Origin of the sequence: Caenimonas koreensis DSM 17982, from assembly GCF_009646335.1 — a bacterium.
Classification (GTDB): domain Bacteria; phylum Pseudomonadota; class Gammaproteobacteria; order Burkholderiales; family Burkholderiaceae_C; genus Ramlibacter; species Ramlibacter koreensis.
Window position 1 is genome coordinate 1 of record NZ_WJBU01000031.1, and the last position, 24036, is coordinate 24036.

Consider the following 24036-nt stretch of genomic DNA (forward strand, 5'->3'; position numbering starts at 1 on the left):
AACAGAAACTCAAGGCGTGACAAGCACTTGCGCGTGCTACTGGCGCCGACCCCGTGCCAATGCTCGCTCTGCGGGGAGGCACGAACCGTCACTTTCTGCACTGAAATCAAAAGGACCCCTTCCCCGGCATCGGCGAAAAGCCACTCTCGCAAGTCAAACCCGAAGAAAAGACAACGCCTGCAGGGCGCTTCATTGCGGAACTCGGGGTCAACACTGGTGGCGAAGATGTGGTCTGGGTGGACTACGATGCCGCCGTGTCGATGCACCGCGTGCGCCCGCTCGTCAAGGCCGAGCACCGGCTGGAGCGGCTGGCCTCACCCACGCCCGACGACAACCGCATTTCATTCGGCTGCATCAACCTGCCGCCCTCGTTCTATGAACAGGTGCTGCGCCCCACGGTGCAAGCCGGCAAGACGGTGATCTACGTCCTGCCTGAGACACGTCCGTTGCAGGCCGTGTTTGCGTCTTATCGCGACCCGATCATGGACGTCGCGGCGAAGTAACGCACCACTGAAAATCCACTGAAAACACCAGCGTCAATCGAATAGCGCCTCGAAGCCGCCTTCCGGCTCGAAGCGCTTGTTGCGATAGTGCAGCCGCGTCGGGCCCGGCATAGCGCGCTCACGCACCGAATGGTGTTCGTCGCCGGGGTAGCAGATCACGCGGTCGCCGGCATGCTCCCAGGGCTCGGGGTGTATGACAGGCGGTGTGTGCGTCCTCGCTTGCGCCACGGCGCTGGCAACGCTGGCATGGCGCGACAGGTGCGCCAGGCTCATGACCTGGGGCGGCGCCAGCTCGATGGTTCGTTCCCAATACTGCTGGAGCGCCGCTTTGGGCGTGAGCCATGCGCTCTCGGTGGCTTCGTGATTGTCGTGATGCGGCTGCTGGCCGGCGGGCACGCTTGCCAAAAAAAAGCGCGTGTCGAAGCGCTTGCGCATCACGCCACCCACTGAGGGGGTGATCCAGCGCGACCACGGCTGCAATGACGAGGTGGACAGGCGCAGGTTCATCATTGCGAGCACTTCATCGAACGCCCGCCCTTCGCGCAGGAGCCCGGATGCGAGCGCGGCGTCAGCCGCTGTGGCGCCGTGCGCATACAGAACGCCTGTTTCCTCGAACGCTTCGCGCAGTGCGGCTATGTAGAGCGCTGCTGCGGCTTCGGGCTGCAGACCGGGCTCGCCCAGAAGCGCATGCAGCGTGTGCGCCGGGTGATCGAGATGCGCGCCGATGTCGATCGTGGCATCCGCGAGGTCAACCTTGCCACCCGCAAACACGTACGCGCCACCGAGCACGTCAGACAGGCCGTGCCGCTTCATGAGGAAGACTTCGAGGCCATCGGGCGCATCGCGCAGCATCACGACCGTGGCCGCGTCGCGCACAGGCGCGTCGGAGTGTTCCAGATTCACTTGCATGGTCACAAGGCTAGCAGACGCCCACGTTGATCGCCAGCGCCTGCATGACTGCTGCCTGCTCTACGTCGGAAGTGCGGCAGCACGCTTCACAGCCGATGTCCGACAGATGGAAGAGGCCCGACCTGACGTTGCGCCACTGGTGACTCGGTAGGCTGTGAAACAGCTGGGAGCGAGCTTCGCTGCCAACCCCTTGAATCAACTTGAAGGAGTTTCACATGAGCACCATGAGCAAAATTGCCGGTCTGGTTGTCGGCGCTTGCGCTATCGCCGGTCTTGGCATCGCAGTGGCACAGGGCCAGCCGCCGAATCCGTTTGTGTCGAACCACGCTATCGGCGCGGGCACGCAAAGCACGCACATCACGCCCATGGGCGAGACGGGTGTGCTGACGCAAGCCGCAGAAGTGCGCGTGGCGACCATCACGCGTGAACCTGAAGTGGCTGTTGTCGAGCAGCCGGCGCCTGCACAGGCACCGGCCCCGGTGGCCCAGGCGCCGCAGGAAACCGTTGTGGCCATGGGTGCACCCGCTGAGCAACCCATGCCCCCGGCCAGGCAAGACCGCAACTGAGTTGCAGCGTTGACCCCGCCGAACCGGCAGTGTGCCTACGGGCGCCTGCCGGTTTTTTGCTGCGCGAGCCGCTCTTCGATCATCGCGCGCGTCGAGCGGATGTCCGCGGCAAAGGGGCCTTGTTTGTCGGAGACCTTCTCGATGGTGACGAGCGCCTCGTTGTAGCGGCCTTGGTCGAACAGCACCTGCGCGAGGTTGTTGATCACGATGGGCGAGTCGGGGTGGCGATGCTGCGCAATGCGTAGCACCTGCACGGCCAGCTGGTAGGCGCCGCTGGCGTGATATTCATTCGCCAGGCCGACAGCAGCGGCAATGTTGTCGGGCCAGCGTGCAAGCGCCGCGGCGTACGCGGCCTGCGCGGCTTCGTTCGGGGCTGACCGGGCCATCGCGACCACGGCGCTGACCCATCGCTCTTCTGTTGCGGTGGCCGCGATCTTGTCGGGAGCTGTCACGACCATGCCCCAGTAGCCACCCTTGATCCATTCGCGCTCGAAGTAGCTGAACGGCACTTCCCTGCGGCGCCGGTCGCCCGAGCGCAGGTAGATGGTGCCGGAGGGGTAGTCGAATCCCACCACGACGGCGTAGTGCCACTCGGTGAACATGTCGCCGACGTCCTGCAGCACGATCACGGGGTTGCCTGCGGCGACTTCGCGCAGCATGTCGCTGTAGCTGGGCATGAGTGCATACGACACGCGTCCATGGCGGCGTGGCGCAGCGAGCATTTCAATTTGCAGCGTTCCCTTGCGCGAGGGCAGGAACACTTCATCGACCAATGCCTGCGGCGTGATATCGACGCCGCTGTAAGACAGGATGGTGGCCAATGCCGCAGGGCCGCACTGGTAGTCGTCCTGGGGAAAGAACGGCACGGTGTTCATTTCCGTGGTGCGCGGCACGCCTTCGGGCCAATCCGTGCGCAGGGCCACGGTTTGCGGAACCAGTTGTGCGCAGCCGGTGGCGAGCATGAGGAGCGCACAGCAGAAAAAGCCCGCGCAGAGGCGGGCTTTTGACTTCAAGCCGCCGCGAAGGCGGCCGGGCAGGTTACTTGCGGTAAGCAAAGTACCAGATCAGTGCTGCGACGATGACAACGGCCCACCAGCCACCGCTGCTCATGGCGCCTGCCGGTGCGGTTTGCATGTCCTGCGCGAGCGCCTGGACTTCCTGGTCGGTCATGGCTGCGACGCGAGCGCGAGCGGCAGCAGGATCGATGCCCTGGGCTTGCAGCTGGCTGGCCGTCTCGGCGCGGCTGAGCACGCTCAGCACCATCGCACGGTCAGTTTGCGCAGCGGCCTGGTCGGCGCCGATCATCCCGGCGTTCGCTGTCTGGAAGGACAGCGCAAGCAGGGACACCACCAATGCGCGGCAGGTCATTTTCTTCATTGAACTCATCTTCAGGCTCCTTGGAGTAGGTTGAGCGTAGCGGAGCGCCGCGGCAAGTCGCAGCATGGCGCAGAGCCAATATACGCGCAGCAGGGCAGATTGTGCTAGCGGCAGTTGTGCGAGTGCGACGGCGTGGCGTTCTGGACACAGCTCGACCTGGGGCCGGGCGACGGGTTGACTGGGGCCAGGCGCGCGAGGCGCCAGGCCCCGTGCGCTCACAGCGGCGACTCGGGAGCCGGCTCCTTGCGGATCGTTTCGCGGCCCGGTTGATGGTGCCGGTCGAGCTTGCCGTATTTGTGATCGAGCGCATGCAGCAGGCGCTGTGCTGCACCGCGGAAAGCCTCGTCCTGCGTGCTGGCGTGGTGTGTCACCGCGAGCGGTTCGTGGCCAGTCAGGCGCGCTTCAAGCATGCAACGAATATCGGCGGCACCTTTTTTTGCGCTGTTCTCATCCGACAACTGGACTTCCACCGTGGTGATGTCCTGGCGGAAACGCGAGAGCGAGTCCCCCAGAAATTCGCTCGCCCAGCGGTCGAGCGACTCCTTGTTCTGCAATCCGCGGCCCGTGTTGACTTGCACCTGCATCGTTGTTCCTTTCGTCACCGTTGTGATGATTGATTCTCACCCAGTGTGATGGCCCGCAATTGCGGCAGGTGTAGGACGCCGTGCAGTTATGCTCGCGCATCCAAATGGAGACATCCATGGCTGCGCTCGAAACAATTGAACAGCAAACCGGCCCGAACCCCGGCGCCACCATCATCGTGTTGCACGGCCTGGGCGCCGACGGCAACGACTTCGTGCCCATCGCGCAGGAAATCGACCTGGCGTCGATCGGCGACGTGCGCTATGTGTTTCCGCATGCGCCTGTGATCCCGGTAACGATCAACAACGGCTACGAGATGCGCGCCTGGTACGACATCCTCGGCATGGAACTCGTGCGCCGCGAAGACGAGGCAGGCCTGCGGCGGTCACGCCTGCAGGTCGAGGCGTTGATTGAACGCGAGGTAGAACGGGGCATTGCCGCCAACCGGATCGTGCTGATGGGTTTTTCGCAGGGCTGCGCGATGGCGCTGATGACCGGCCTGCGATACAAGGAGCGGCTTGCGGGCATCGTCGGCCTGTCGGGCTACTTGCCGCTGGCGGGGACCACCGTGGCAGAGCGCACGGACGCGAATGTAATGACGCCGATTTTCATGGGCCATGGCACGCAAGACAACGTCGTGCCCGCAGAACGCGGCCGCGCTTCACGCGACATGCTCAAGGGCCTTGGCTACGACGTGCAGTGGCACGAGTACCCGATGGCCCACTCGGTGTGCATGGAAGAAATCCAGGACCTCAATGCGTGGCTGGTGCGCACGCTTGCGAAGACGTAAGGCCTAGACCTCGCCGCCGAACTTCTTGATGAGGTTGGCGATGTATTTCTCGACCAGCTTCTCGAACTCGCCCTCGACGATGGGCGCGACGACCATCTTCATCAAGCCGGGCAGCGGCAGCTCGATGGTGCCGGACGTCTTGAGCTCGATGGCAGTGGACTTCTTGTTGTCCTTGAGCTTCCAGTGGCCGCCGACGAGGGCGTTGCCCACGCCTTTGACCGGCGTCCACACCACGGTGCCCTTGGCTTTGTCGCTCTTGTACTTGCTGGCGTAAACGGTCTGGATGTTCACCTGCGCGGTGCCCACCTTTTCCATCTCCCACTTGTACACACCATCGCCCATGTCGGTCAGCTTGTCGACCTTGGGGAAGAACGAGACCGATGTGGGCACATCGGAAAGTACGGCAAAAACGTCGTCGTACTTTGCCTTGACCTCGAACTCATAGCCCAGGTCGATACTGACAGTCACAGCCATCGGTGCTCTCCTCTTGATTTCTTGTGGAACGAAGGTGGGCTGATTCTGCCACCGTGCCCGCACCGCGGTCGAGTTATCGCTTCTGCAGTTATTGAGCGGTCTTTTGCTCGTAGGCTTGCTTGAGCGATGCTGCGCGCTCGACAGCTGCAATCGCCGCGCCGACCACGGTGTCCACCGCGACCTTCGCGCCGTCTGCCGACAGGGCCAGGCCACGTGCGTAGTAGCCGCCGATCACGTGCTTGGCGTGCGCTGCATTCTTCTTTGTCTCGGCGCTCAGGTGCGGGCTGCTTTCCTTGAGAGCTGCCTTCCAGCGCTGGTCGACGATACCGGCAATGCGTTCGCCGGCGTCACGATACATGCTGATGGCGCTGTGCGCGTTGTTGCCGAAAGAGGCGATGAAGGTGGTGGCCGTGGACTGGAAAGATTGGGTTTGCATGTGCGACTCAAAGAGTGGTTGAAGTTGCAGCCGATTCTGGCGACGGGTGCTAGTGCCTGCGCCCTAATGCAGGCCGATTTCGTAGGTGGGGCTGCCTAGTTGTATGCAGCTCAAGCACGAAATCGTGCGCCGTGATACCGTGCGGGCCGTACCCGTTCAGACCTATTCGCTCCTTCGCCCATGACATCCTTGCCGGCACGCCTTTCCGCCCTTTCTGCCGACCGGTTGAAGGGCATTCGCCGCGGCATAGAAAAGGAAAGCCTGCGCGCAACGAACAGCGGCGGCCTCGCCATGACGCCACACCCGCTTGCGCTCGGCTCGGCCCTCACGCACCCGAACATCACCACCGATTACAGCGAGTCGCAACTCGAGCTGATCACCGGCGTTCACTCCACACCTGAAACGTGCCTGGAAGAACTGCTGCAGGTGCACCAGTTCACCTACCGAGCGCTGGGCGACGAGATGCTGTGGGTGTCGAGCATGCCGTGCAACCTGCCGGCCGACGAGACGATCCCGATCGGCCAGTACGGCTCGTCCAATGTTGCCCGTGCCAAGAGCGTGTATCGCATGGGCCTGGCGCACCGCTATGGCCGCCGCATGCAGACCATCTCGGGCATTCACTACAACTGGTCGATGCCGCAAGTCACGAGCGAGCAGTACTTCGCCCTGATCCGAAACTTTCGCCGGCATGCGTTCCTGCTGCTGTACCTGTTCGGCGCATCGCCGGCGCTGTGTTCGAGCTTTGTTGCGGGCCGCCAGCACGAGCTGCAGCCGCTTGGCGAGGGCACGATGTACATGCCGCATGGCACGTCGCTGCGAATGGGCCGCCTGGGTTACCAGAGCGAAGCACAGGCGAGTCTTTGCGTGAGCTACAACAGCCTGGACGGTTATGCGTCGTCGCTGCATGAGGCGCTGACGCGACCGTACCCACGCTATGAAGCGATCGCCGTCGTTAACCCCGGCGGTGAATACAACCAGCTCGCCACCAGCTTGCTGCAGATCGAAAACGAGTTCTACGGCACGATCCGGCCCAAGCGCGTGATCTACCCCGGCGAGCGTCCGTTGCATGCCTTGCGCGAGCGCGGTGTTGAATACGTTGAAGTGCGCCTGCTCGACCTCGACCCGTTCGTGACGATTGGCATCAAGGCGCAGACCATCCGCTTTCTTGACGCGTTCCTGCTCCATTGCCTGCTGTCCGACAGCCCGCCGGACACGCCCGCAGAAATCGCGGCGCTCGGGCGCAACCAGCACAAGACAGCTGCCTTCGGGCGGCAGCCGGGCCTGACGCTCGAGCGCGGCACTGAGAACGTGACGCTGACGCAATGGGCCGGCGAACTGCTCGCCGAGATAGCGCCGATCGCAGCGTCCCTCGACGCCACACACGAGACGACTGATTACACCGATGCAATCCGCTCCGCGCAGGCCGTGCTTGCCGATCCGGACATGCTGCCTTCAGCACGCGTGCTCGATGTGATGAAGCAGGACTACGCCGATTCGTTCATGGCGTTCACGCGTGCGCAGTCCCAGCAGACCAAGGCCAAATTGCTCGCGCTGCCGTTCAGTGCGGCGCAGCAAGCTCGATTTGCCGCGCTGGGCGAACAATCGCTCAGGGACCAGAAGGCGATCGAGGATTCCGACACCATGCCGTTTGAGATCTATCGCCAGCAATATGTATCTGCCGAGAGGCTTGGCCTTTCCAAAGCTGCGGTGAAGCCCGCGCTCGCGCAGGTCTGACCGCGAGAAGCTGAGACTTTCGCTTGTCCCCGGATGCGGTGGCGTCCTACTCGGACTCTGCAGTTGCCCGGCCATGCTCATGGCTTGCGCACAACCGCGCATGCCAACGGAGACACTCATGAGCCGCATTCGATCCACACAACGCCTGGTTGCACTTGCAATCGCAGCATTGTTCGCCGCCGCCGCACCCACCGCCTTCGCGAAGGACCACGGCGGCGACAAGGGCAAGCACGAGCAAAAAGAAGACAAGCATGCCCAGAAGGAGCGCGAAAAGGCATACAAGCACGCGTACAAGGCCGAGCAAAAGCAGGCCAAGCGCGAGCGTGTCGAAATCCGGCAGGGCGCTTTTTTCACCGACCAGCATCGCACGTACGCCCGCACGTACTACACGGACCACTACGCCCGCGCCCGCAATTGCCCGCCGGGCCTGGCAAAAAAGAACAATGGCTGCATGCCGCCGGGCCAGGCGCGCTGGAGCGTCGGGCAACCTGTGCCGCGCGGCGTAGCCGTGTATTCGGTGCCGCAACCTGTCCTCGTGCAGCTGCCCCCCGCACCTTATGGCTACCGCTATGCGCGCATTGGCGGTGACATCGTGCTTGTGCAGACGCAGAACAACCTGATCGTGGACATCATCCAGGGCCTGCTCGGATAACTGCGACGCTCACGTATCAGCGGCATGGTCCTACACCGGCAGCGATCGCGGAAGTGGACGATGCACTGATCCAATCGTTTGCAGGAGTGACCCGATGATGTTTCAGGGATTGCGCTTTCAGCCCGCTTTGGTGGCAACGTGTGCCGCCGCGGCGTTCTCATTGGTTGCCGCGAGCTCTGCGGCCAACGCGACCGCAACGCCCAACACGGCCGCCCAGTCGGCCATGGGCGTGAAGTTCGGTGGATTCTTCAGCGACCAGCAAAAGACAGCTGTTCGCCGTGCTTTCGCGCAGAAGTATGCGAAGGCCAAGGAGTGCCCGGAGGGGCTCGAGAAGAAGGGCAAGTCGTGCGCCTCGCCATGGAATACACGCTACTGGGCTGTGGGGCAGGAGTTGCAGCCCGCCGTGCAGGTCTATCCGGTCTCCGAGATCAGCGCGGCGCTTCCCCCCGTACCGAAAGGCTATGAATACGTGCGCGCTGCCGATGACATCCTGCTCATCTCATCGGGCACGAAGCTCGTTGTCGACATGATCGAGCATGTCGCGAGCTGATTGACGCTTACTTGTTCTTCAGCTTGCCGCGCGGCACCACCACGGTGACGGGTGGCATCGGCCTGTCAGAGGCGCCGTTTTTCGGTGGTGAAGTGTCCTTCTTGGGTTTCTTCACCATCTTCTCGTTGCGTTGGTCGCCCTTGGCCATGTTGCCTCCTCGCGTGTCGGGTTGAATTTCAGAACGCCGATGCTAACGCGTCGAGCGGGCCGTTCAGAGCTTTGCCGGCTCCGTCGCTGCAAACGTGGGGCGCCTGCCCTCTGCGCCAGCGGCGTGCGTGCGGAAATCGGCTTCACGCAGTGCCATCAGCCGTTCGAGATCAGCCAGAGTCTGCTCCTCGGCCGAGTTTGGCGCTTCGGCAATTCGCACAGGCCCGGCAATCACGTCGCCGGACCCGCCCGACGCCACAGGAGCGGGCCGCACAATTGGCTTTTCCGGTGGAGGCGCCGTCCACGCGGCCTGGTGTGGCAGCGGCGGGCAGACTGACTCGTCCGGCAGCGCGAACTGCCACGAAATTCCAGTCAGCCAGTTCGAGGCCATGGGGTCGAATGTCATGACGCGCTTGATCAGCGCGTGCTGTATCGCAACGCTGTGCTCCATCAGGCGCGGATCCCAGTGCTTGACGAGGATTCGCCAGTGGATGCCTGTCTCGTGATGGCGCGACGTGGACATCAGTGTTTCAGCGCCCAGCCATGCGGCGGGGATTCCCTGCCGATTGAGCGTGTCACGCAAGACGACGCGCAAAAGCTCGCGGCGCGTTGCGTTGGACGAGGATGCCGTCGGGCCATTGGTTGACTGCTGTGAAAACCCTGACACGAGCTGCGAATGCATCTGCGAGTGCGGCCGCGAATTCGCGACCTTCGCCGGCTTGGCGGCACTTCCGAAAAGCTTGCTCAAGAACCCCATCACTGCTCCGACGTTGCAGTGCGCCTGCAACTCATTGTTTGGTCATCGTAACAAAATGTGAGAGTGAAAGCATCCCATAAATGAAGGAGACTGCTCCTTCCCACACTGGAGTCGTCATGCAACACGAAGGAACTACTTTCGAGGTGCTTCCTCGCAGCCTCGACGCTTATCGGGCCGGCAACACAGGCATCGACTATGTGCACAGCTTCGACTCGGGCAAGCCGGGGCCGCATGTGCTGGTCAATGCGTTGACGCATGGCAACGAGTTCTGCGGCATGGTCGCAGCGGCGCACCTGCTGGACAACAATGTCCGACCGAAGGTGGGCACGCTCACGGTGAGTTTTGCGAACGTGGAGGCCTACGAATCATTCAGCCAGGATGATCCGTTCGCGAGCCGGCAACTGGTGCACAACCTCAATCGCATCTGGTCCCCGCAGTGGCTCGATGGCGAACTGGACAGCCCCGAGATTCGCCGTGCGCGCGCGCTGCGGCCCGTCGTGGCTGCGGCTGACCATATCCTCGATATTCACTCGACGGCGCAGGAGGTCGAGCCGTTCTGGGTGTATCCCGCTTTCGAGCGCAACGCCCGCGTCGCACTCGCATTGGGGCGGCCCGACGTTCACCTGGTGATGCCGGGCGGGATGAGCACGGGCACGCCGCTCATTGAACACGGATTGCACGGCGAGGCTCACGGCCAGGGCGTCGCGCTCGTCGCTGAATGCGGCCAGCACTTCAAACGCGCATCGGCCGACTTGGCCGTGGATGTGACGCTGCGCTTTCTTGCGCATTTCGGACTCATCGACACGCTGCCGTCGTGGCCCACGGTCGGCCAGCAACACCGCTTCGAGCTGCTCTCCACCGCGGTGGTGAAGGCCGAGGGCGCGTACTTCGCGCGGCCCGTCAAGGGGCTCGAGTCGTTCGACAAGGGTGAGCTCATTGGCTTTGACGGTGAAGAGGAGGTGCGCGCGCCATGCGACGCCTGCACCGTGTTCATGCCGTCACGCAAACCCATCGTCGGGCGCGAGTTTGTCTACCTCACGCGTCCGCTGTGAACATCGCTGCCAAAACCTCGTGCTGAAAACATCGCTGTCAGGATGAGCTGAGGCACTCGGATGATGCGCCACGCAGCAGGACGATTCGTGCATCATCGGCCTATGAGTCAAAGGGGGTGCGATGGTCTGGCGCGGCCGAATGCCTGAGTTCAGGCGCACAGGTTTTCCCGCGGCACCGTCGCCGGTGCCGAGCTTCACGCCTGTGCGTGTGTTTGCGGTGCTGACGCTCGTCTCGGGCCTGCTCATCGGCCTGGCGCTCTACGGTTTGCGAGCCGAAGCACTGCGCTCCGGCGAGGTGCTGACGCGCTCGCTGTCGCAGGTGATCGCCGAGCAGACGGGTCGCACGCTGCAGTCCGTGGATGAGCGGCTCCAACTCGCAGCAAGCGGGCTGGATGCACTCGAGTCGCAGGGGACGCTTGGCGAAGCGACGGCACGCACGCTGCTGCGAGAACATCTTCGCGATTTGCCGTTCGTGCGCGCGATCTGGGTGCTCGACATGCAAGGGCGCATACGCCTGGACTCCGATGAAGGCAACATCGGCCTCGCATTGGGCGATCGCGATTACTTTCGCGTCTTCCAGGAAAAACCATCGACGGGCTTTTTTATCGGCACCGTGATTCGCAGCCGTAGCGTGGGCTCATGGTTGATGAGTGCAGCGCGGCCGTGGCGCGATGCAGACGGGCGCATCAAGGGCGTCATCGTCGCTGCCGTCGAGCCACCTTACTTCGACAAAGTCTGGCGGGAAATCGATCTGGGCGCCGACGGCGCGATCGCGCTCTACAGCCGTGACGGCATCCTGATGATGCGCAGCCCGCTCGCTGCCGCTGAGCTGGGCCAGGACATGTCGCGGCAGGCGCTGTTCACGTCTTACCTGCCGGCCAACCCCACGAGCGGCAGCTTTGTTGCGCGCAGCGTGGTCGATTCGGTCGAACGGGTTTTTGCCTACCGGGCACTTTCGGGTTTTGATCAGCTGCTGGTGGTCGTCGGCAGCGGGTATGAAGCGCTGCTTGCGCCCTGGAGGCGTTTTGCGGGCCTGACCGCCATGGTCTGGCTCGCTGCGATCCTCGCGTGCGGCGTGCTGGTTGCCAAGCTCGAGCGGCAGGCCAGCCGCCGGCGCGAAGATGACCTGAGGTTCCGGCAGATGGCGCAGGCCATGCCGCAGATTGTTTTCATCACCGACAAGCTGGGCCGGCTGCAGTTCGTCAACGACCGCTGGGCCGAAGCAACGGGCCATCCGGTCGAAGACGCGATGGGCACCGGTTGGGCAGAGCTCATCCATCCTGAAGACCGCGCAGAATCGCAGGCGATCCTGGCCGAGATGATCCGCACCGGCGTGCCTATGGAGCGCGAGCAGCGCTTGCTGCACCACGACGGCGTGTACCGCTGGCGGCTCCTGCGCGCCGTGCCCTTCCGCGGTGACGACGGACGCATCCAGGCGTGGTTCGGCACCTCCACGGATGTGGAGGAGCTCAAGCGGGCCGAAGAACGCCTGCGCGTGCAGGCGGGGCTGCTGACCATGGCGGGCCGACTGGCGCGGCTGGGCGGCTGGATGGTCGATGCGCGCACGCAGAGCATCTACTGGTCCGATGAAGCATCGGCGCTGCTGGACATGGCGCCCGGCAGTTCGCCGACGCTCGACGAAATCTTTGCGTTGATGCGGCCGGAGACAAAGGAAATCGCGACGACGGCTGTGCAGCGTTGCATTGAAAGCGGAACGCCCTTTGATGTCGAAGTTGAAATGGTCACCGCCACCGGCAGGCCGGTGTGGGTGCGCTCCATCGGCCAGGCCGTGCGCGACCGCACCGGCACGATCGTGCGCATCGAAGGCGCGCAGCAGGACATCACGCAGCGGGTGAAGCTGCTCGAGGAGGTGCGGGACCTGAACGCTAGCCTCGAAGAAAAAATCGCGCTGCGCACGGCCGAACTCGCCAAGCAGGAAGCGCTCTTTCGCGCACTGGCCGAGCAGGCGCCCTTGCCGATCTGGACTTGCGACGATCGCGGCTGCATCACCTTCTTCAGCCGCGCCTGGTATGAGCTGGTCGGAGGTGAGCCGCCGAAGTGGCAGCTGTCCGAGTGGATCGAGCTGGTTCATCCTGACGACAGGGCACCGATGATCGAGAACTGGCGCCACTCGAGCCACATGGGCCAGCTCTATGCCGGCGAGAGGCGCATCCTGGCGAGCAACGGCACGTACCACACCATGTCGTACCGGGCCACGCCGGTGCGGGATGCGGATGGCAAGATTGCTTTCTGGGTCGGCGTCGAGTCGGACATCACGGAGCTCAAGGCCGTCGAGTCCGCGCTGCGCCTGTCCAATCACGAGCTCGAATCGTTTTCCTATTCCATCTCGCACGACCTGCGCTCGCCGCTGCAGCGCGTGGCGTCATTCAGCCAGCTGCTGGCCGAGCAGGTGGAAGAAGTGCCGAGCAGCAAAGCGCAACACTACCTCTCGCGCATCCGGGCCAGCGTCGACCACATGACGCAGCTGATCGACGGCCTGCTCGCGCTGTCGCATGTGGCGCAAGTCGAGCTTGGCAAGGTGAGCATCGACCTGAGCGTGATGGCGCAAGAGATTCTGGACCGGCTGCAGGCCGAGCACCCCGAGCGCGTGGTGGTCACACGCGTCGAGCCGGCCATGCGCGTCTGGGCCGACCGCGCCTTGATCCGTTCCGTGATGGAAAACCTGCTGGGCAACGCATGGAAGTTCTCTTCGCAGCGAGGCCAGGCCGAGATCACGGTGGGCGGGTCGGTGGAACGCGGGGAGTACTTCGTGCGCGACAACGGCGCGGGCTTCGACATGGCCTATTCGGCCAAGCTCTTCGGCACGTTCCAGCGGATGCACAGTGACGCGGAATTCGAAGGCACGGGCATTGGCCTGGCCACTGCCAAACGCATCATCCTGAGGCACGGCGGCCAGATCTGGGCGCATGCTGAACCCGGCCGGGGCGCCACGTTTTTCTTCACGCTACCTGCCGGCCCCGCCTGAAGGCTTCAGGCGGCGGCGCCCTCCCGCAGCCAGGACACAGCTTCATCATGCGAGACAAACACACGAAGCTGCATGCCATGCGTGCGGGCCGCGGCCTCGCTATTGCGGGTGATCTGCTCGGCGGGGACGACGGACGCGACCTTCTCCAGGTGCGGCAGCTGCTGCGCGACCAGCTCACCGAGGAAGACCTGCTCGGTTGCGTCGAGCTGGCCTGCAACATGGCGCAGATCGACCAGCACCTTGCGGTCAGCCCAGCTCAGGCTGTCTTCCTCGATGTCGTGCACGAGGTCGACGAAGCTCTTGATGTCCGAAGGCCCCGAAACGACGACCTCCATGTAGTCAACGAAGCGATTGATGTCGACTTGAAATCCCATGCGCAGATTTTCCGACTTGTTGGACGTTGTGGCGAGTAACTTTGGCAGACAGCGCGTGTGACGTTGTTCACGCCTGGCCCACTTCGGGCGCATGCCTTCTTAGAGCTGCATGCAGAGCGCGAGCAAGCCAATGGCCACGAGCGCTAGACCGGCTTGCTCTGCAGTAGTGAGCCGCTCTCGCATCAGGCGGTGCGACACAACGTAGCTGAAGATCACCTCAACCAGGCCGAGCGTGCGCACGTTCGCCGCAGACGTGAGCGCGAAGGCCGTGAACCAGCCAATCGACGCGAGCGCGCCCGCGCAGCCGGCGGCGGTGGACACGCGCCACTCGCGCGCAATCGCGCCCAGTGACGAGCGCGATGTCCAGGCGAGCCAGCCGCCCAGCAGCAGCGACTGCGCGGCCTGTGCAAGCAGCACGCCCCACGCCCCGATCAACCAGGGCGACACGCCGGGCAACTGCAGCGCCGCACCGCGATACCCCACTGCCGACAATGCAAAGCCGGCGCCCGAAGCCAGGCCATAGAGCGCTGCAGCGCTGGACCATGCGCGCGCGCCGCCGGCAAGCGCAGCCGCCTTCTGGGGCATCGACAAAAGCACAACACCGGCAGTGGCCAGCCCGATCGCGAGCATCGTCAACCAGCCCGGCACCTCGTGCAGGAAGAGTGCTGCGAACAGCGCCACCTGAAGTGCATCGGTCTTGGAGAAGGCGACGCCGACGACAAAGTTGCGCTGTTTCATGGCAGCAAGAAGGCAGGCCGTCGCGCCGAGCTGCCCGAGTGCGCCAAGCATCAGCCAGGACACGTACGGCAGGTTGAATGGCGGGACGGCGCCGGACGTCATGGGCAAGGCATGCAACAGCGCCACCCACGCGGCGGCGAACGGCAAGCCATACAGGAAGCGGGCGAGCGTCGCGCCGAGCGTGCCCGCTTTGGCCACGAGCGAGCGTTGCGCTGCATTGCGCGCCGTCTGCGCGAGCGCGGCCCAGAGCACGATCGGAATCCAGGCGTAAGCGAAGGTCATGGCGGTCACTGCATGACCGTAACACGCCGGCGCACCTGCCAGACACCTGCGTTGTTGACGCGCTCGCCCGTTGCAGGCCGGACACGAAGTGCCGGAAGGCCTCAGCCCGCCCCAATGCGGGGCACAATGCAGAATGATCGTGTATCAGGAAAGGTCGTCATGAACCGCATTGCCATCGCCCTCGCCACGCTCGCCGTGGCCGCCTGCGCCGCGCCCGAGCGCGACCACTATCGCCGCAGTGGCGACAACCCGCCCGTCATCCTCAACCCCGGCCCGCCGCCCGCGAACAACCTACAGGGCCGCTCGTTCACGTATGGCTGTGAAGATTTGTCCACCATCGTCATCACCGAGGGCAGCAACAGTGCCCGCGCCACGCTCAACAGCGGCCTTGACCTGCAACTGGCACGCCAGCCCAGCAGCGCGGGCTTTCGCTTCGGCGGCGGCAGCAGCCCCTACGAGTTCATTGGTGCAGGCACCGACGCCATCTGGCGCGTTGCGGGCAAATCGTTTCGCTGCAGGCTGAAGTGATTACTCAGCCTTCGTCCTGATCTTGCCTTCCTTGCAATAGCGCTCGTACTCATCAAGCGTGATGGCCGTGACGCCGGGGTTGCCCTCCGGGTCAGACCAGGAGACGGTTGCACTCTCTTCGGTCAATTCAATCTCGACAGGGCCGGGCGGGATCGGCATGAGCGCGCCGTCGCCTGCCCGGAAGCAGACTTCGCCGCGAATGATCGCTTGTTGAGTCATGTGAGTCTCTTTCGATGGGTTCAGCGCCATTGCACCGCCTCCAGGCGCTGGCCGCTGTCAGTCAACAGCGCGTTTGACCACGGGAAAACACGTGAAAAATTGACGCGGTGCCCGGCAAGGAATCGCTAAGATGAAGCGCAGAGGATGAGTTGAACCCATGGAGTTGCTGAAATCGTCGTGGCTGGTGTGGGGCATCGTGCTGGTGCTCGTAGGCTTGGTGATAGCCCGCCTGCGTGCGGGCAGCGCCAAGACCGAGGAAGCTGGCAGCACTTTGACGCCCAGCCAGGACAAGGGCTCCTGGGACATGACGGCCGCTTTGCCGATGTGCCCCATCTGCGAGTCACCCATGGTGTTGCGCAACGCGCGCCGCCGCTCACAACAGGCATGGGCCTGCCCGACACCGGGCTGCAAAGGCGCCGACTAGGCCCGCCCCGGTATCAGTAACCCGCTGCCTGTGCGCTCGCCAACAGGCTGGCCAGCGTCGCCACACCCACCAGTTGCTGGCCCGACGCCGGCCCCATATAGAACACCACACCATCCTTGACGCCCACATAGGCGTTCGACGTTGCGTAGTAGCGGTAGTAAAAACCCATGCCGATGGACGTTGCCGGTGGTGAAGGTGCCCGCAGCGCTGCCGCGAACGCCATCTCCGCCCAGTCCATCACACGCTCGGCCTGCGTTGCCGCCTTGATCGTGTCGATGATTCCGCCTGGCGCGCCAAAGATGGAGCCGCTCACCGCGTAGCCACTGCCTGACCCTGATGTATACGCTGCATCGCCGGGTGTGGCCTGGCAAAAGGCCCATTCGTCGTAGCTGCCCTTCCAGATGATCACCGCCTGCTGGTAGCCGCGGCGGATGTAGCGGTGGTCGCAGGCATACGCCTGTGCACGCCTGAAGACCGGGGCGCCTTCGAACTGCGCGCTTGCCAACGGAACGACCGCATCGTTGCCATAGCTGCGGGGCAGCGAATCGTGCAGGTAGCTGTATGAAGGCACGAGCGACGCTGATGAGCCGGGTTTGAAAGCACCGAAGCTGATGGCCAGGTCAGGCGACTGCAAATCGCGGGCGCCATACGCAACGATCTTTTCATAAAAGCCGGGCAGCGGCACACCCGCCACAGCGCCGCACTTGCCCAGCACCGCGCCATTCAGGGGTGCGTAGTTGTTCAGCGTCGCGAGCCAGCCGTTGCAGGCAGGCGATGCGAGATCGAGCCCGTCGTAGTTGGTCCATGCCGAGCCGCTGATGAAGCCCGGCCACGTGTCGCTGATCTCCGCGACCGTCTGCAGCCCCAGCTTCACCGCCACATCTGCCAGCGGTGTGCCGTGGTGCGGTGTGGCTAGCGCGATGAGGTGCAGCACTTTGTCGCCCCCGCGCTGGCCATCGGCGAACACCTGCTCCTGCATCATGGCGCGCGCCACCAGCCCGCCCATGGAATGCGCGAGGATCACCACACGCTTGTTGCCAAACCCATAGTCGGGAGCGGCTTGCGGCTTGCCGTAGAACAGCTGCATCTGCGCGCGCAACGCGGCGCCCACGGCGCTGATGGTTCGGGGCGCCGCAGGGTCTTGCAGTACCTCGGAGGCGGCGGTGCTGTAGATGAACGAATACGGCTTGAACATCGCGCGCCATGAGGCGTTTTGCTCATAGGCGCGCAGGAAGTTTTCCCAGCCCTCGTTGCCGCCGCCCAGGCCATGCACCAGCAGCAGCGGCGTGCGGGTGCCCAGTGGCGCTGCGTCCACGAGCGAGGTGTCGTTGAACCGGGAGGGCGCCAGCACAGCGGGTGCGGCGCCAGCCAGCGAGGCTGCGGCCAGCAGCAAGGTGGCGAGAAGTACTTTGAACATCCGAGGTACAGCAATTCGTGATGATTGACGAGATTGGACACGACGAACCTGCGAACAGCAAGGCCGAGTTCGCGCGGGAGCAAAACCCACGCGAATCAGGTATCGTCGCGGCCACATGCCTGACCACACGCCTGACCACGTCCTTTCCATCCAGGGCCTTTCCAAGACGTACGCGTCAGGATTCCAGGCGCTGCGCAACATCGACCTGCAGATTCGCCGCGGCGAGATCTTCGCGCTGCTCGGCCCCAACGGCGCAGGCAAGACAACGCTCATCAGTATCGTCTGCGGCATCGTCAACGCCAGTGCCGGTAGCGTGAGCGTCGACGGCCATGACGTGAATGCCGACTACCGCGCCGCACGCAAGATCATCGGCCTGGTGCCGCAGGAAGTGGCCACCGACGCGTTCGAGTCGGTGTGGAACACCGTCACGTTCAGCCGCGGCCTGTTCGGCAAACCGAAGAACCCGGCGCATATCGAGAAGGTGTTGCGCGACCTGTCTCTCTGGGACAAGAAAGACAACCAGATCCGCACACTGTCGGGCGGCATGAAGCGCCGCCTGATGATTGCCAAGGCGCTGTCGCACGAGCCGCAAGTGCTCTTTCTGGACGAGCCGACGGCAGGCGTGGACGTCACGCTGCGACAGGACATGTGGGAGCTGGTGCGCAAGCTTCGCGCAACCGGCGTGACCATCATCCTCACGACGCACTACATCGAAGAAGCCGAAGAAATGGCAGACCGCATCGGCGTGATCAACAAGGGGCAGATCGTGCTCGTCGAAGAAAAGGCGGAGCTGATGCGCAAGCTCGGCAAGAAGCAGCTGACGCTGCAGCTCGTGCGGCCGCTCACCGCCATTCCACCCGCGCTGGCAGCGCTCGCGCTCGAGCTCACGTCCAACGGCAACGAGCTGGTCTACACCTATGACGCCAAGGGCGAGCAGTCGGGCATAGCCGCGATTCTTGACCAGCTCGACAAGGCCGGCATCGCCTTCAAGGATTTGCAGACGGCGCAAAGCTCGCTCGAAGACATCTTCGTGAGCCTCGTGCATGGTGCGCAGGAGCAGGCAGCATGAATCTCTACGCCATCGCCGCCATCTACCGCTTCGAGATGGCGCGCACGTTTCGCACGCTGCTGCAAAGCATTGTCTCGCCCGTTGTTTCAACATCGCTCTACTTCGTGGTGTTCGGCTCGGCGATCGGCTCGCGCATTCCGGAAGTCGGCGGCATCAGCTACGGCGCGTTCATCGTGCCGGGGCTGGTGATGCTGTCGCTGCTCACGCAGAGCATCAGCAATGCATCGTTCGGCATTTACTTCCCGAAGTTCACCGGCACGATCTATGAGCTGCTCTCGGCGCCCGTCTCGCCCCTCGAAACGGTGATCAGCTATGTGGGCGCCGCGGCAACCAAGTCGATCCTGCTGGGCGCCGTGATCATGGCCACAGCCGCCTTGTTCGTGCCGATGCGCATCGAGCATCCGTTCTGGATGGTGCTGTTCCTGGTGCTCACCGCCGTGACGTTCAGCCTGCTGGGTTTCATCATCGGCATCTGGGCCGATGGTTTCGAGAAGCTGCAGTTCATCCCCACGCTGATCGTCACGCCGCTCACGTTCCTGGGCGGCAGCTTCTACTCCATCGACATGCTGCCCGCCTTCTGGCAGAAGGTGACGCTGTTCAACCCGGTGGTGTATCTCGTCAGCGGCTTCCGCTGGAGCTTCTACGGCCTGTCGGATGTCGGCGTGGAGATCAGCCTGGCGATGACGCTGCTCTTCATGCTCATCTGCCTGGGCGGCGTCGTGTGGATCTTCAGGACGGGTTATCGGCTGAAGACCTGAGCGCGCTCAGGCCCTTGACCACATCGAGCAGCGCATCTGGCGCCACAGGCTTGGTGAGGTGCGCGTCGAAGCCCGCCCGCTGGGCCATTGCGATGTCGCTCGTCTGCCCATAACCCGTCAGCGCGACGAGCCTGCCGCGATAGCCTGCCTCGCGCATTCTGGCGGCCAGCTCATACCCCGTCATGCCCGGCAAGCCGATGTCCAGAATTGCCACATCGGCCGCGAATTCGCGCACTGCCTCGAGTGCGGACTTCGGGTCATAAACCGTCTGCACGGTGTAGCCCGACATTTCCAGCAAGGTCGCGCACGTGTCGGCAGCGTCTTCATTGTCGTCAACGACCAGCACCTTGCCGGCACCCGTCGCCAGGGCACCGGCGGGTTGCGGCGCGGCCGTGGCAGGCGTCTCGCACAGCGGCAGCACAACAGTGATGCAACTGCCCTTGTCGATGCCTTCGCTCGTGGCGCTGACCTGGCCGCCGTGCATTTCCACCAGGCTGCGCACGATGGGCAGGCCCAGCCCCAGCCCGCCGCGAGCGCGGTCCAGTGTCTGCGGCGCCTGGTAGAACAGGTCAAACACCCGGCGCAGGTCATCGCTCGACATGCCGATGCCCGAGTCCGAAATGTCGATGCGCAACGCACCATCGACCACCGCGGCTTTCACGCGGATCGACCCACCAGCCGGTGTGAACTTGATGGCGTTCACAAGCAGGTTGTTGAACACCTGCACCAGGCGCACTTCGTCGCCGGTAACCCAGGCGTCTTCGGCGCCGTCCGCCAGTTCGAGAGCAAGAAAGCGCTGGTAGAGCGACGACTGGATCGTCTCGACCACCTGCGTCAGCACCACGGCGATCTGAACCGGCTGCATCGTGATCGTGAGCCGCTTGCTGGTGATGCGCGACACATCGAGCAGGTCGTCAACCAGCCGCGTCACATGCACAAGCTGGCGCTCGATGATGCGTCGCTCGCGCGCCGTCTTCTCGTCGCCCTTCATGGCCATGATCTGCACGGCAGTGGAAATCGGCGCGAGCGGATTGCGCAACTCGTGCCCCAGCATCGCCAGGAACTGGTCCTTGCTGCGATTGGCGTCCTCGGCGGCGCGCAGCGCTTCGCTGATGCGTGCCGTGAGCTGCTCGCGCTCGGCAGCAGCGCGGTCGCGCTCTGCCGCTGCGTCTTTGAGTGCCACAGCGACTTCATCGAGTTCGAGGATGTTCAGCTCAGGCACGGCCACCGGGTCGCCGCGGCCCAGCGATGCGGCGGCGTCCTTGAGCTCGTCGATGGGTGCGAGCACGCGTCGCGACAACACCCACGCCAGCAGCGCCGACAGCGCAAGCGACGCCGCGAGCCCCAAGGCGACGGCGCGCAGCAAGTCATACAGGATGGCGTTGGCCCCATCGACTGATGTGCCCACCACCACGTACCAGCCCCAGTCGGCCACACGCGTGAAGCCGGTATAGCTTTCCACGCCCTCGCTGGTCGTCGTGCGGCCCACGCCTTCGCTCGTTCCGCGGTCAAAAAGCGCCCTCATCGACGGCGACGGAAAAGGCGTTGCCGCCTTGATGGACCGTGCCACCTGGCGCAGGCTCTGGTCGCGCACCGATGCGATCGAGCCAGCGGGAATGGACTGCCGCGCCAACACGCCGAGCATCTTGTCGGCAGGCAGCTCTGCCGTCAGCACATACACGAGCTTGTCGCTGCGCAGCACGGGTATCCGCACGGCAAACGTTTCAGATGGCGCCTGCGGTGTCTGCATGACCTCTGTGACCACCGGCCCCAGCCTGGCGACCATGCGCGCCATGCTCTTCGGATCGACCGGTGCAGGGTCGGTCATGCCGAAAGGCTCTGCGGTTCGCAGCAGCACACGGCCTTCGCTGTCGCTCACGATCAATTGCCGCCAGCCGAGCTGCTCGACGGTGCGGCGTGCCGACAGGTAGAAGCTGCGAAAGTCGCCGCGCTCCAGGTCGTCTGACGCGCTCATCTGGTCGAGCAGGACAGCGGTGGACCGCAGCTCTGCATCAACGGTGCTGGCGAGCGCGCGAGACAAATCCAGCACGGAGCGCTGCGCGAGCAGCTGGCGCTCATCAATCAGGTGCTGGATACCCCATGCCATGAGCAATACGAGTGGAAGCAAGCCGCTGGCGGTGAGCAGCAGCAGCCGCATGCGCAAGGGGCGAGCCCTGGTGCGCGCGCCGGGCCCGGCGCTGGGGATGCCTGTGGCAAGGGCATTAGGGGGTAACTGACTCATCTGGCCCTGATGGTAAGGGCTAGGGCGCCACGGTGCCTTCAGCCACTGCCGTCGTCCCTACCACGAGATGAAAGCGTGTTGGCGCCACCAGCCGCGCAAGTGCCAGCTCGGGCCTGAGCAACTCGATCTCGGCAAGCACCGCATCGCCAGTGGTGATGCCAAGCAGTGTTCGAAGCGGCACAGCAGTGCGTGCGCTGAATGCTTCGGTGCCCAGCAGCACGATGCAGCGCGTGTCGCCCGCCGCCATAGATTGCACCAGCGCAGCGTGCCCGGGCACCACGACCAGTTGCGCGCAAAAGTGTTTGGTGAACAGCGGCCGCGCGTCGAAGCCGGCGCGCTGGTGCATGCGGGCCTGCGCTTCACGCACGACATACGCAATGAGGTTGCCAATGGCGGGCAGCCACAACACCAGCATCAAGGTGCCGATGTCATGGGCCAGCGAGGGATCGGGCGACCAGTAGCGCACCGCCGCGCCGAGGGACGCAAGCACCAGCAGCATGCACATTGCTGCGCGGCGGCGTGCAGGAGTCGCCTTCACCGCGCGACCCCGCGCAGGACTGCCGGGCAGGCTGGTTGGTGAATGAAGGGTTGGCAAAGCACGGCCAACCATAGCGCAAGCAAGCCGCGCCGGGGGCAGCGTGACGGTGCCATGCCATGGGCGTTGGGCAGTTGTCCGACACCAGGCAGGCCGCGCGGGCTACACGCCTTCGCTCCACCCGGCGACTCGCCGCAGCCACGCAAACGGCTACGGTGCTGACAGCAGGCCGGGCAATCGACTGATTGGGCGGCCACCTCTTGAACAAGCGCTACTGAAGGAACACGAACATGAAATATCTCAAGACAGCCCTGGCAATCGCCGCTACTGCAATTGCCACCACCGCCATGGCCGACGTCACGTTCTACCAGAACGAGAATTTCACGGGCCCGGGCATCACGGTGCAAAGCGACATTCGCAACTTCGAGCGTATTGGCTTCAACGACCGCGCCTCTTCAGTGATTGTTCGTGGCGATCGCAATGCGCGCTGGGAAGTGTGTGAAGACGCACGCTACGAAGGCCGTTGTGTGGTGCTGCGCCCCGGCCAGTACGCATCGATCCAGGGCATGGGCCTGAACAACCGCATCTCGTCGGTGCGCGAGATTCCGCCGGCTGAACGCATTGCCGACACCCGCTACGCCCCCGTCTACGGCCCGCAAGTCGCCGTGGTACCTGCCTACAACTACAGCCGCCGCCCGGACGAGCGCCTCTATGAGGTTCGCGTGACGGATGTGCGTGCCGTCGTCGGCTCGCCCCAGCAGCGTTGCTGGATCGAGCGTGAGCAAGTCGGCTCGGCCTCCAACAACAGCGGCCCCAATGTGGGTGGTGCGGTTGCAGGCGCGTTGATCGGCGGCATTCTGGGCCACCAGATCGGCGGCGGCAGCGGCAAGGACGCGGCCACGGCACTGGGCGTGGTGGGCGGTGCGGCCATCGGCGCGAACAGCGGCGGCGGCTACAACAACGGCGTTGTGACGCAAGACGTGCAGCGTTGCACCACCGCAGTGAACCAGGCCCCTGCTTACTACGATGTGAGCTACATGTTCGAAGGCCGTGAGCACCGCGTGCAAATGGCAACGCCGCCTGCCAGCTCGATCATCCTGGTGAACAGCGCAGGCGAGCCGCGCAGCTAAAGCGCCATGGGCATCGCGAATAGACGCGCGATGACGTGGGGCCTGGCAGCAACGGCTGCCGCAGCATTGACTGCGGTGGCCGGCTGCACGGTCTGGCGCATCGACGAAGCAAAACAACTGGCTCGCGCAAGCGAGCCTTTTCAATCGCGGCCCGCTACAGAGCGCGCCAGCCTGCTGGTGATCGGCGACAGCACGGCCGTGGGCACAGGCGCCAGCTCACCAGCGGCCAGCGTCGCCGGCTTGATCGGGAAGTCGCACAACGGCCTTCGCATCGACAACCGCGCCGCTGACGGCGCGCGGTATGCCGATTTCGTCAGGCAATTGCGCGATGTGCAAGGCAAGTACGACGCGGTGCTCGTCTTGGGTGGCGGCAACGATGTGATCCGCATGACGAATGAAGACGCGCTGCGCGCCAGCATCTTCGAAGTGGCAGACCTTGCCAAGCAGCATGCACCTGCCGTGATCCTGATGCCACCCGGTAACGTGGGCAACGCACCATTCTTCTACGCGCCTGTCTCGTGGTTGATGGACAAGCGCTCGCAAACGCTGCATGCGCTGGTGAGCCAGGCCGCCCAGCGCACTGACGCGACTTACGTGAACATGTACCTCAAGCGCGAGGACGATCCGTTTGCGCAACGCCCGCAAGAGCTGCACGCGCGTGACGGCTTGCACCCCAGCGATGCCGGCTACCGGCTCTGGTATTCGAGCTTGCAACAGCAGGGGCGGCTGGACCGGCTGCTCGCGCGCCCGCTGGGCTGAGGCGCTGGCCCCGCACAGCCCCCATGAAGTCAGGGCTGGTGAACTC

28 protein-coding genes are annotated in these 24036 nt (G+C 64.1%); 14 read left to right on the plus strand and 14 right to left on the minus strand.

Annotated elements, in window-relative coordinates; genetic code table 11:
- The first annotated feature begins 236 nt into the window (after positions 1 to 236).
- Positions 237 to 503 (plus strand): hypothetical protein, encoded by a 267-nt coding sequence (locus GHT07_RS20765; RefSeq protein ID WP_194793001.1) that lies wholly within the window; start codon positions 237 to 239, stop codon positions 501 to 503.
- A gap of 33 nt (positions 504 to 536) precedes the next feature.
- Here GHT07_RS20765 and GHT07_RS20770 read toward each other — a convergent pair whose 3' ends face one another.
- Positions 537 to 1412, minus strand: coding sequence for an NUDIX hydrolase (locus tag GHT07_RS20770; protein ID WP_153587004.1), 876 nt, complete (start codon positions 1410 to 1412; stop codon positions 537 to 539).
- A gap of 215 nt (positions 1413 to 1627) precedes the next feature.
- Between GHT07_RS20770 and GHT07_RS20775 the strand changes: the two genes are divergently transcribed.
- Positions 1628 to 1978 (plus strand): hypothetical protein, encoded by a 351-nt coding sequence (locus GHT07_RS20775; protein WP_153587005.1) that lies wholly within the window; start codon positions 1628 to 1630, stop codon positions 1976 to 1978.
- 35 nt (positions 1979 to 2013) lie between these two features.
- On the opposite strand, the gene GHT07_RS20780 is transcribed toward GHT07_RS20775, so the two are convergent.
- The 3 genes from GHT07_RS20780 to GHT07_RS20790 form a co-directional block, all read right to left on the minus strand.
- Complete coding sequence (locus tag GHT07_RS20780) at positions 2014 to 2940, minus strand: PA2778 family cysteine peptidase (RefSeq protein WP_153587006.1); 927 nt, start codon at positions 2938 to 2940, stop codon at positions 2014 to 2016.
- 76 nt (positions 2941 to 3016) lie between these two features.
- Positions 3017 to 3364 (minus strand): PA2779 family protein, encoded by a 348-nt coding sequence (locus GHT07_RS20785; protein ID WP_194793002.1) that lies wholly within the window; start codon positions 3362 to 3364, stop codon positions 3017 to 3019.
- A gap of 206 nt (positions 3365 to 3570) precedes the next feature.
- Complete coding sequence (locus GHT07_RS20790) at positions 3571 to 3957, minus strand: HPF/RaiA family ribosome-associated protein (protein WP_323741048.1); 387 nt, start codon at positions 3955 to 3957, stop codon at positions 3571 to 3573.
- A gap of 98 nt (positions 3958 to 4055) precedes the next feature.
- Here GHT07_RS20790 and GHT07_RS20795 point away from each other — a divergent pair, with 98 nt between their 5' ends.
- The gene (locus GHT07_RS20795; protein WP_153587008.1) at positions 4056 to 4727 is read left to right on the plus strand and encodes an alpha/beta hydrolase; all 672 of its coding nucleotides are present in this window, start codon (positions 4056 to 4058) and stop codon (positions 4725 to 4727) included.
- Positions 4728 to 4730: 3 nt separating this feature from the next.
- On the opposite strand, the gene GHT07_RS20800 is transcribed toward GHT07_RS20795, so the two are convergent.
- A complete protein-coding gene (locus GHT07_RS20800; RefSeq protein ID WP_153587009.1) occupies positions 4731 to 5201 on the minus strand; it encodes an SRPBCC family protein in 471 nt (156 codons plus the stop codon).
- An 88-nt stretch (positions 5202 to 5289) separates the two neighbouring features.
- Positions 5290 to 5637 (minus strand): hypothetical protein, encoded by a 348-nt coding sequence (locus GHT07_RS20805; protein ID WP_153587010.1) that lies wholly within the window; start codon positions 5635 to 5637, stop codon positions 5290 to 5292.
- 180 nt (positions 5638 to 5817) lie between these two features.
- Here GHT07_RS20805 and gshA point away from each other — a divergent pair, with 180 nt between their 5' ends.
- The 3 genes from gshA to GHT07_RS20820 all read left to right on the plus strand — a co-directional run bounded on the left by gshA (position 5818) and on the right by GHT07_RS20820 (position 8573).
- Positions 5818 to 7371, plus strand: coding sequence for a glutamate--cysteine ligase (gshA, locus tag GHT07_RS20810; protein ID WP_153587011.1), 1554 nt, complete (start codon positions 5818 to 5820; stop codon positions 7369 to 7371).
- Between the two features lie 118 nt (positions 7372 to 7489).
- Entirely contained in the window at positions 7490 to 8023 is a 534-nt protein-coding gene (locus GHT07_RS20815; protein WP_194793003.1) for a DUF1236 domain-containing protein, read from the plus strand.
- Between the two features lie 94 nt (positions 8024 to 8117).
- Entirely contained in the window at positions 8118 to 8573 is a 456-nt protein-coding gene (locus GHT07_RS20820; RefSeq protein ID WP_153587013.1) for a hypothetical protein, read from the plus strand.
- Positions 8574 to 8580: 7 nt separating this feature from the next.
- Here the strand turns inward: GHT07_RS20820 and GHT07_RS21350 are convergent, their stop codons facing one another.
- Together GHT07_RS21350 and GHT07_RS20825 are read right to left on the minus strand one after the other, a co-directional pair.
- Positions 8581 to 8721, minus strand: a complete 141-nt coding sequence (locus tag GHT07_RS21350) for a hypothetical protein (RefSeq protein WP_194793004.1) — start codon at positions 8719 to 8721, stop codon at positions 8581 to 8583.
- Between the two features lie 63 nt (positions 8722 to 8784).
- Positions 8785 to 9468 (minus strand): hypothetical protein, encoded by a 684-nt coding sequence (locus GHT07_RS20825; protein WP_153587014.1) that lies wholly within the window; start codon positions 9466 to 9468, stop codon positions 8785 to 8787.
- Positions 9469 to 9593: 125 nt separating this feature from the next.
- Here GHT07_RS20825 and GHT07_RS20830 point away from each other — a divergent pair, with 125 nt between their 5' ends.
- Together GHT07_RS20830 and GHT07_RS20835 are read left to right on the plus strand one after the other, a co-directional pair.
- Positions 9594 to 10529: a M14 family metallopeptidase gene (locus GHT07_RS20830; RefSeq protein ID WP_153587015.1), complete on the plus strand. Its 936-nt coding sequence runs from the start codon at positions 9594 to 9596 to the stop codon at positions 10527 to 10529.
- Between the two features lie 139 nt (positions 10530 to 10668).
- Positions 10669 to 13515 (plus strand): PAS domain-containing protein, encoded by a 2847-nt coding sequence (locus tag GHT07_RS20835; RefSeq protein ID WP_194793005.1) that lies wholly within the window; start codon positions 10669 to 10671, stop codon positions 13513 to 13515.
- Positions 13516 to 13520: 5 nt separating this feature from the next.
- Here GHT07_RS20835 and GHT07_RS20840 read toward each other — a convergent pair whose 3' ends face one another.
- Together GHT07_RS20840 and GHT07_RS20845 are read right to left on the minus strand one after the other, a co-directional pair.
- A complete protein-coding gene (locus tag GHT07_RS20840; RefSeq protein ID WP_153587017.1) occupies positions 13521 to 13889 on the minus strand; it encodes a SpoIIAA family protein in 369 nt (122 codons plus the stop codon).
- Between the two features lie 99 nt (positions 13890 to 13988).
- On the minus strand, positions 13989 to 14909 hold the full coding sequence (locus tag GHT07_RS20845; RefSeq protein WP_153587018.1) for a DMT family transporter: 921 nt from the start codon (positions 14907 to 14909) through the stop codon (positions 13989 to 13991).
- A gap of 159 nt (positions 14910 to 15068) precedes the next feature.
- Between GHT07_RS20845 and GHT07_RS20850 the strand changes: the two genes are divergently transcribed.
- The gene (locus GHT07_RS20850) at positions 15069 to 15437 is read left to right on the plus strand and encodes a hypothetical protein (protein ID WP_153587019.1); all 369 of its coding nucleotides are present in this window, start codon (positions 15069 to 15071) and stop codon (positions 15435 to 15437) included.
- Here the strand turns inward: GHT07_RS20850 and GHT07_RS20855 are convergent, their stop codons facing one another.
- Positions 15438 to 15656 carry a hypothetical protein gene (locus GHT07_RS20855; protein ID WP_153587020.1) on the minus strand — a complete coding sequence of 73 codons (219 nt, stop codon included), beginning with the start codon at positions 15654 to 15656 and terminating at the stop codon, positions 15438 to 15440.
- 157 nt (positions 15657 to 15813) lie between these two features.
- Between GHT07_RS20855 and GHT07_RS20860 the strand changes: the two genes are divergently transcribed.
- Positions 15814 to 16080: a hypothetical protein gene (locus GHT07_RS20860; RefSeq protein WP_153587021.1), complete on the plus strand. Its 267-nt coding sequence runs from the start codon at positions 15814 to 15816 to the stop codon at positions 16078 to 16080.
- Between the two features lie 13 nt (positions 16081 to 16093).
- On the opposite strand, the gene GHT07_RS20865 is transcribed toward GHT07_RS20860, so the two are convergent.
- The gene (locus tag GHT07_RS20865; protein ID WP_153587022.1) at positions 16094 to 17497 is read right to left on the minus strand and encodes an esterase/lipase family protein; all 1404 of its coding nucleotides are present in this window, start codon (positions 17495 to 17497) and stop codon (positions 16094 to 16096) included.
- A gap of 115 nt (positions 17498 to 17612) precedes the next feature.
- Here GHT07_RS20865 and GHT07_RS20870 point away from each other — a divergent pair, with 115 nt between their 5' ends.
- Both GHT07_RS20870 and GHT07_RS20875 read left to right on the plus strand, forming a co-directional pair.
- Positions 17613 to 18566 (plus strand): ABC transporter ATP-binding protein, encoded by a 954-nt coding sequence (locus GHT07_RS20870; RefSeq protein WP_153587023.1) that lies wholly within the window; start codon positions 17613 to 17615, stop codon positions 18564 to 18566.
- Positions 18563 to 19324 carry an ABC transporter permease gene (locus tag GHT07_RS20875; protein WP_153587024.1) on the plus strand — a complete coding sequence of 254 codons (762 nt, stop codon included), beginning with the start codon at positions 18563 to 18565 and terminating at the stop codon, positions 19322 to 19324. The genes GHT07_RS20870 and GHT07_RS20875 overlap by 4 nt, the downstream gene beginning before the upstream one ends.
- On the opposite strand, the gene GHT07_RS20880 is transcribed toward GHT07_RS20875, so the two are convergent.
- Positions 19296 to 21566 (minus strand): ATP-binding protein, encoded by a 2271-nt coding sequence (locus GHT07_RS20880; RefSeq protein WP_153587025.1) that lies wholly within the window; start codon positions 21564 to 21566, stop codon positions 19296 to 19298. The two genes, GHT07_RS20875 and GHT07_RS20880, sit on opposite strands and share 29 nt — an antisense overlap.
- Positions 21567 to 21585: 19 nt before the next feature.
- A complete protein-coding gene (locus tag GHT07_RS20885) occupies positions 21586 to 22065 on the minus strand; it encodes a hypothetical protein (protein WP_153587026.1) in 480 nt (159 codons plus the stop codon).
- A gap of 326 nt (positions 22066 to 22391) precedes the next feature.
- Here GHT07_RS20885 and GHT07_RS20890 point away from each other — a divergent pair, with 326 nt between their 5' ends.
- Positions 22392 to 23231 (plus strand): beta/gamma crystallin-related protein, encoded by an 840-nt coding sequence (locus GHT07_RS20890; protein WP_153587027.1) that lies wholly within the window; start codon positions 22392 to 22394, stop codon positions 23229 to 23231.
- A 30-nt stretch (positions 23232 to 23261) separates the two neighbouring features.
- Positions 23262 to 23990 carry a GDSL-type esterase/lipase family protein gene (locus GHT07_RS20895; RefSeq protein ID WP_153587028.1) on the plus strand — a complete coding sequence of 243 codons (729 nt, stop codon included), beginning with the start codon at positions 23262 to 23264 and terminating at the stop codon, positions 23988 to 23990.
- Positions 23991 to 24036 lie beyond the last annotated feature (46 nt).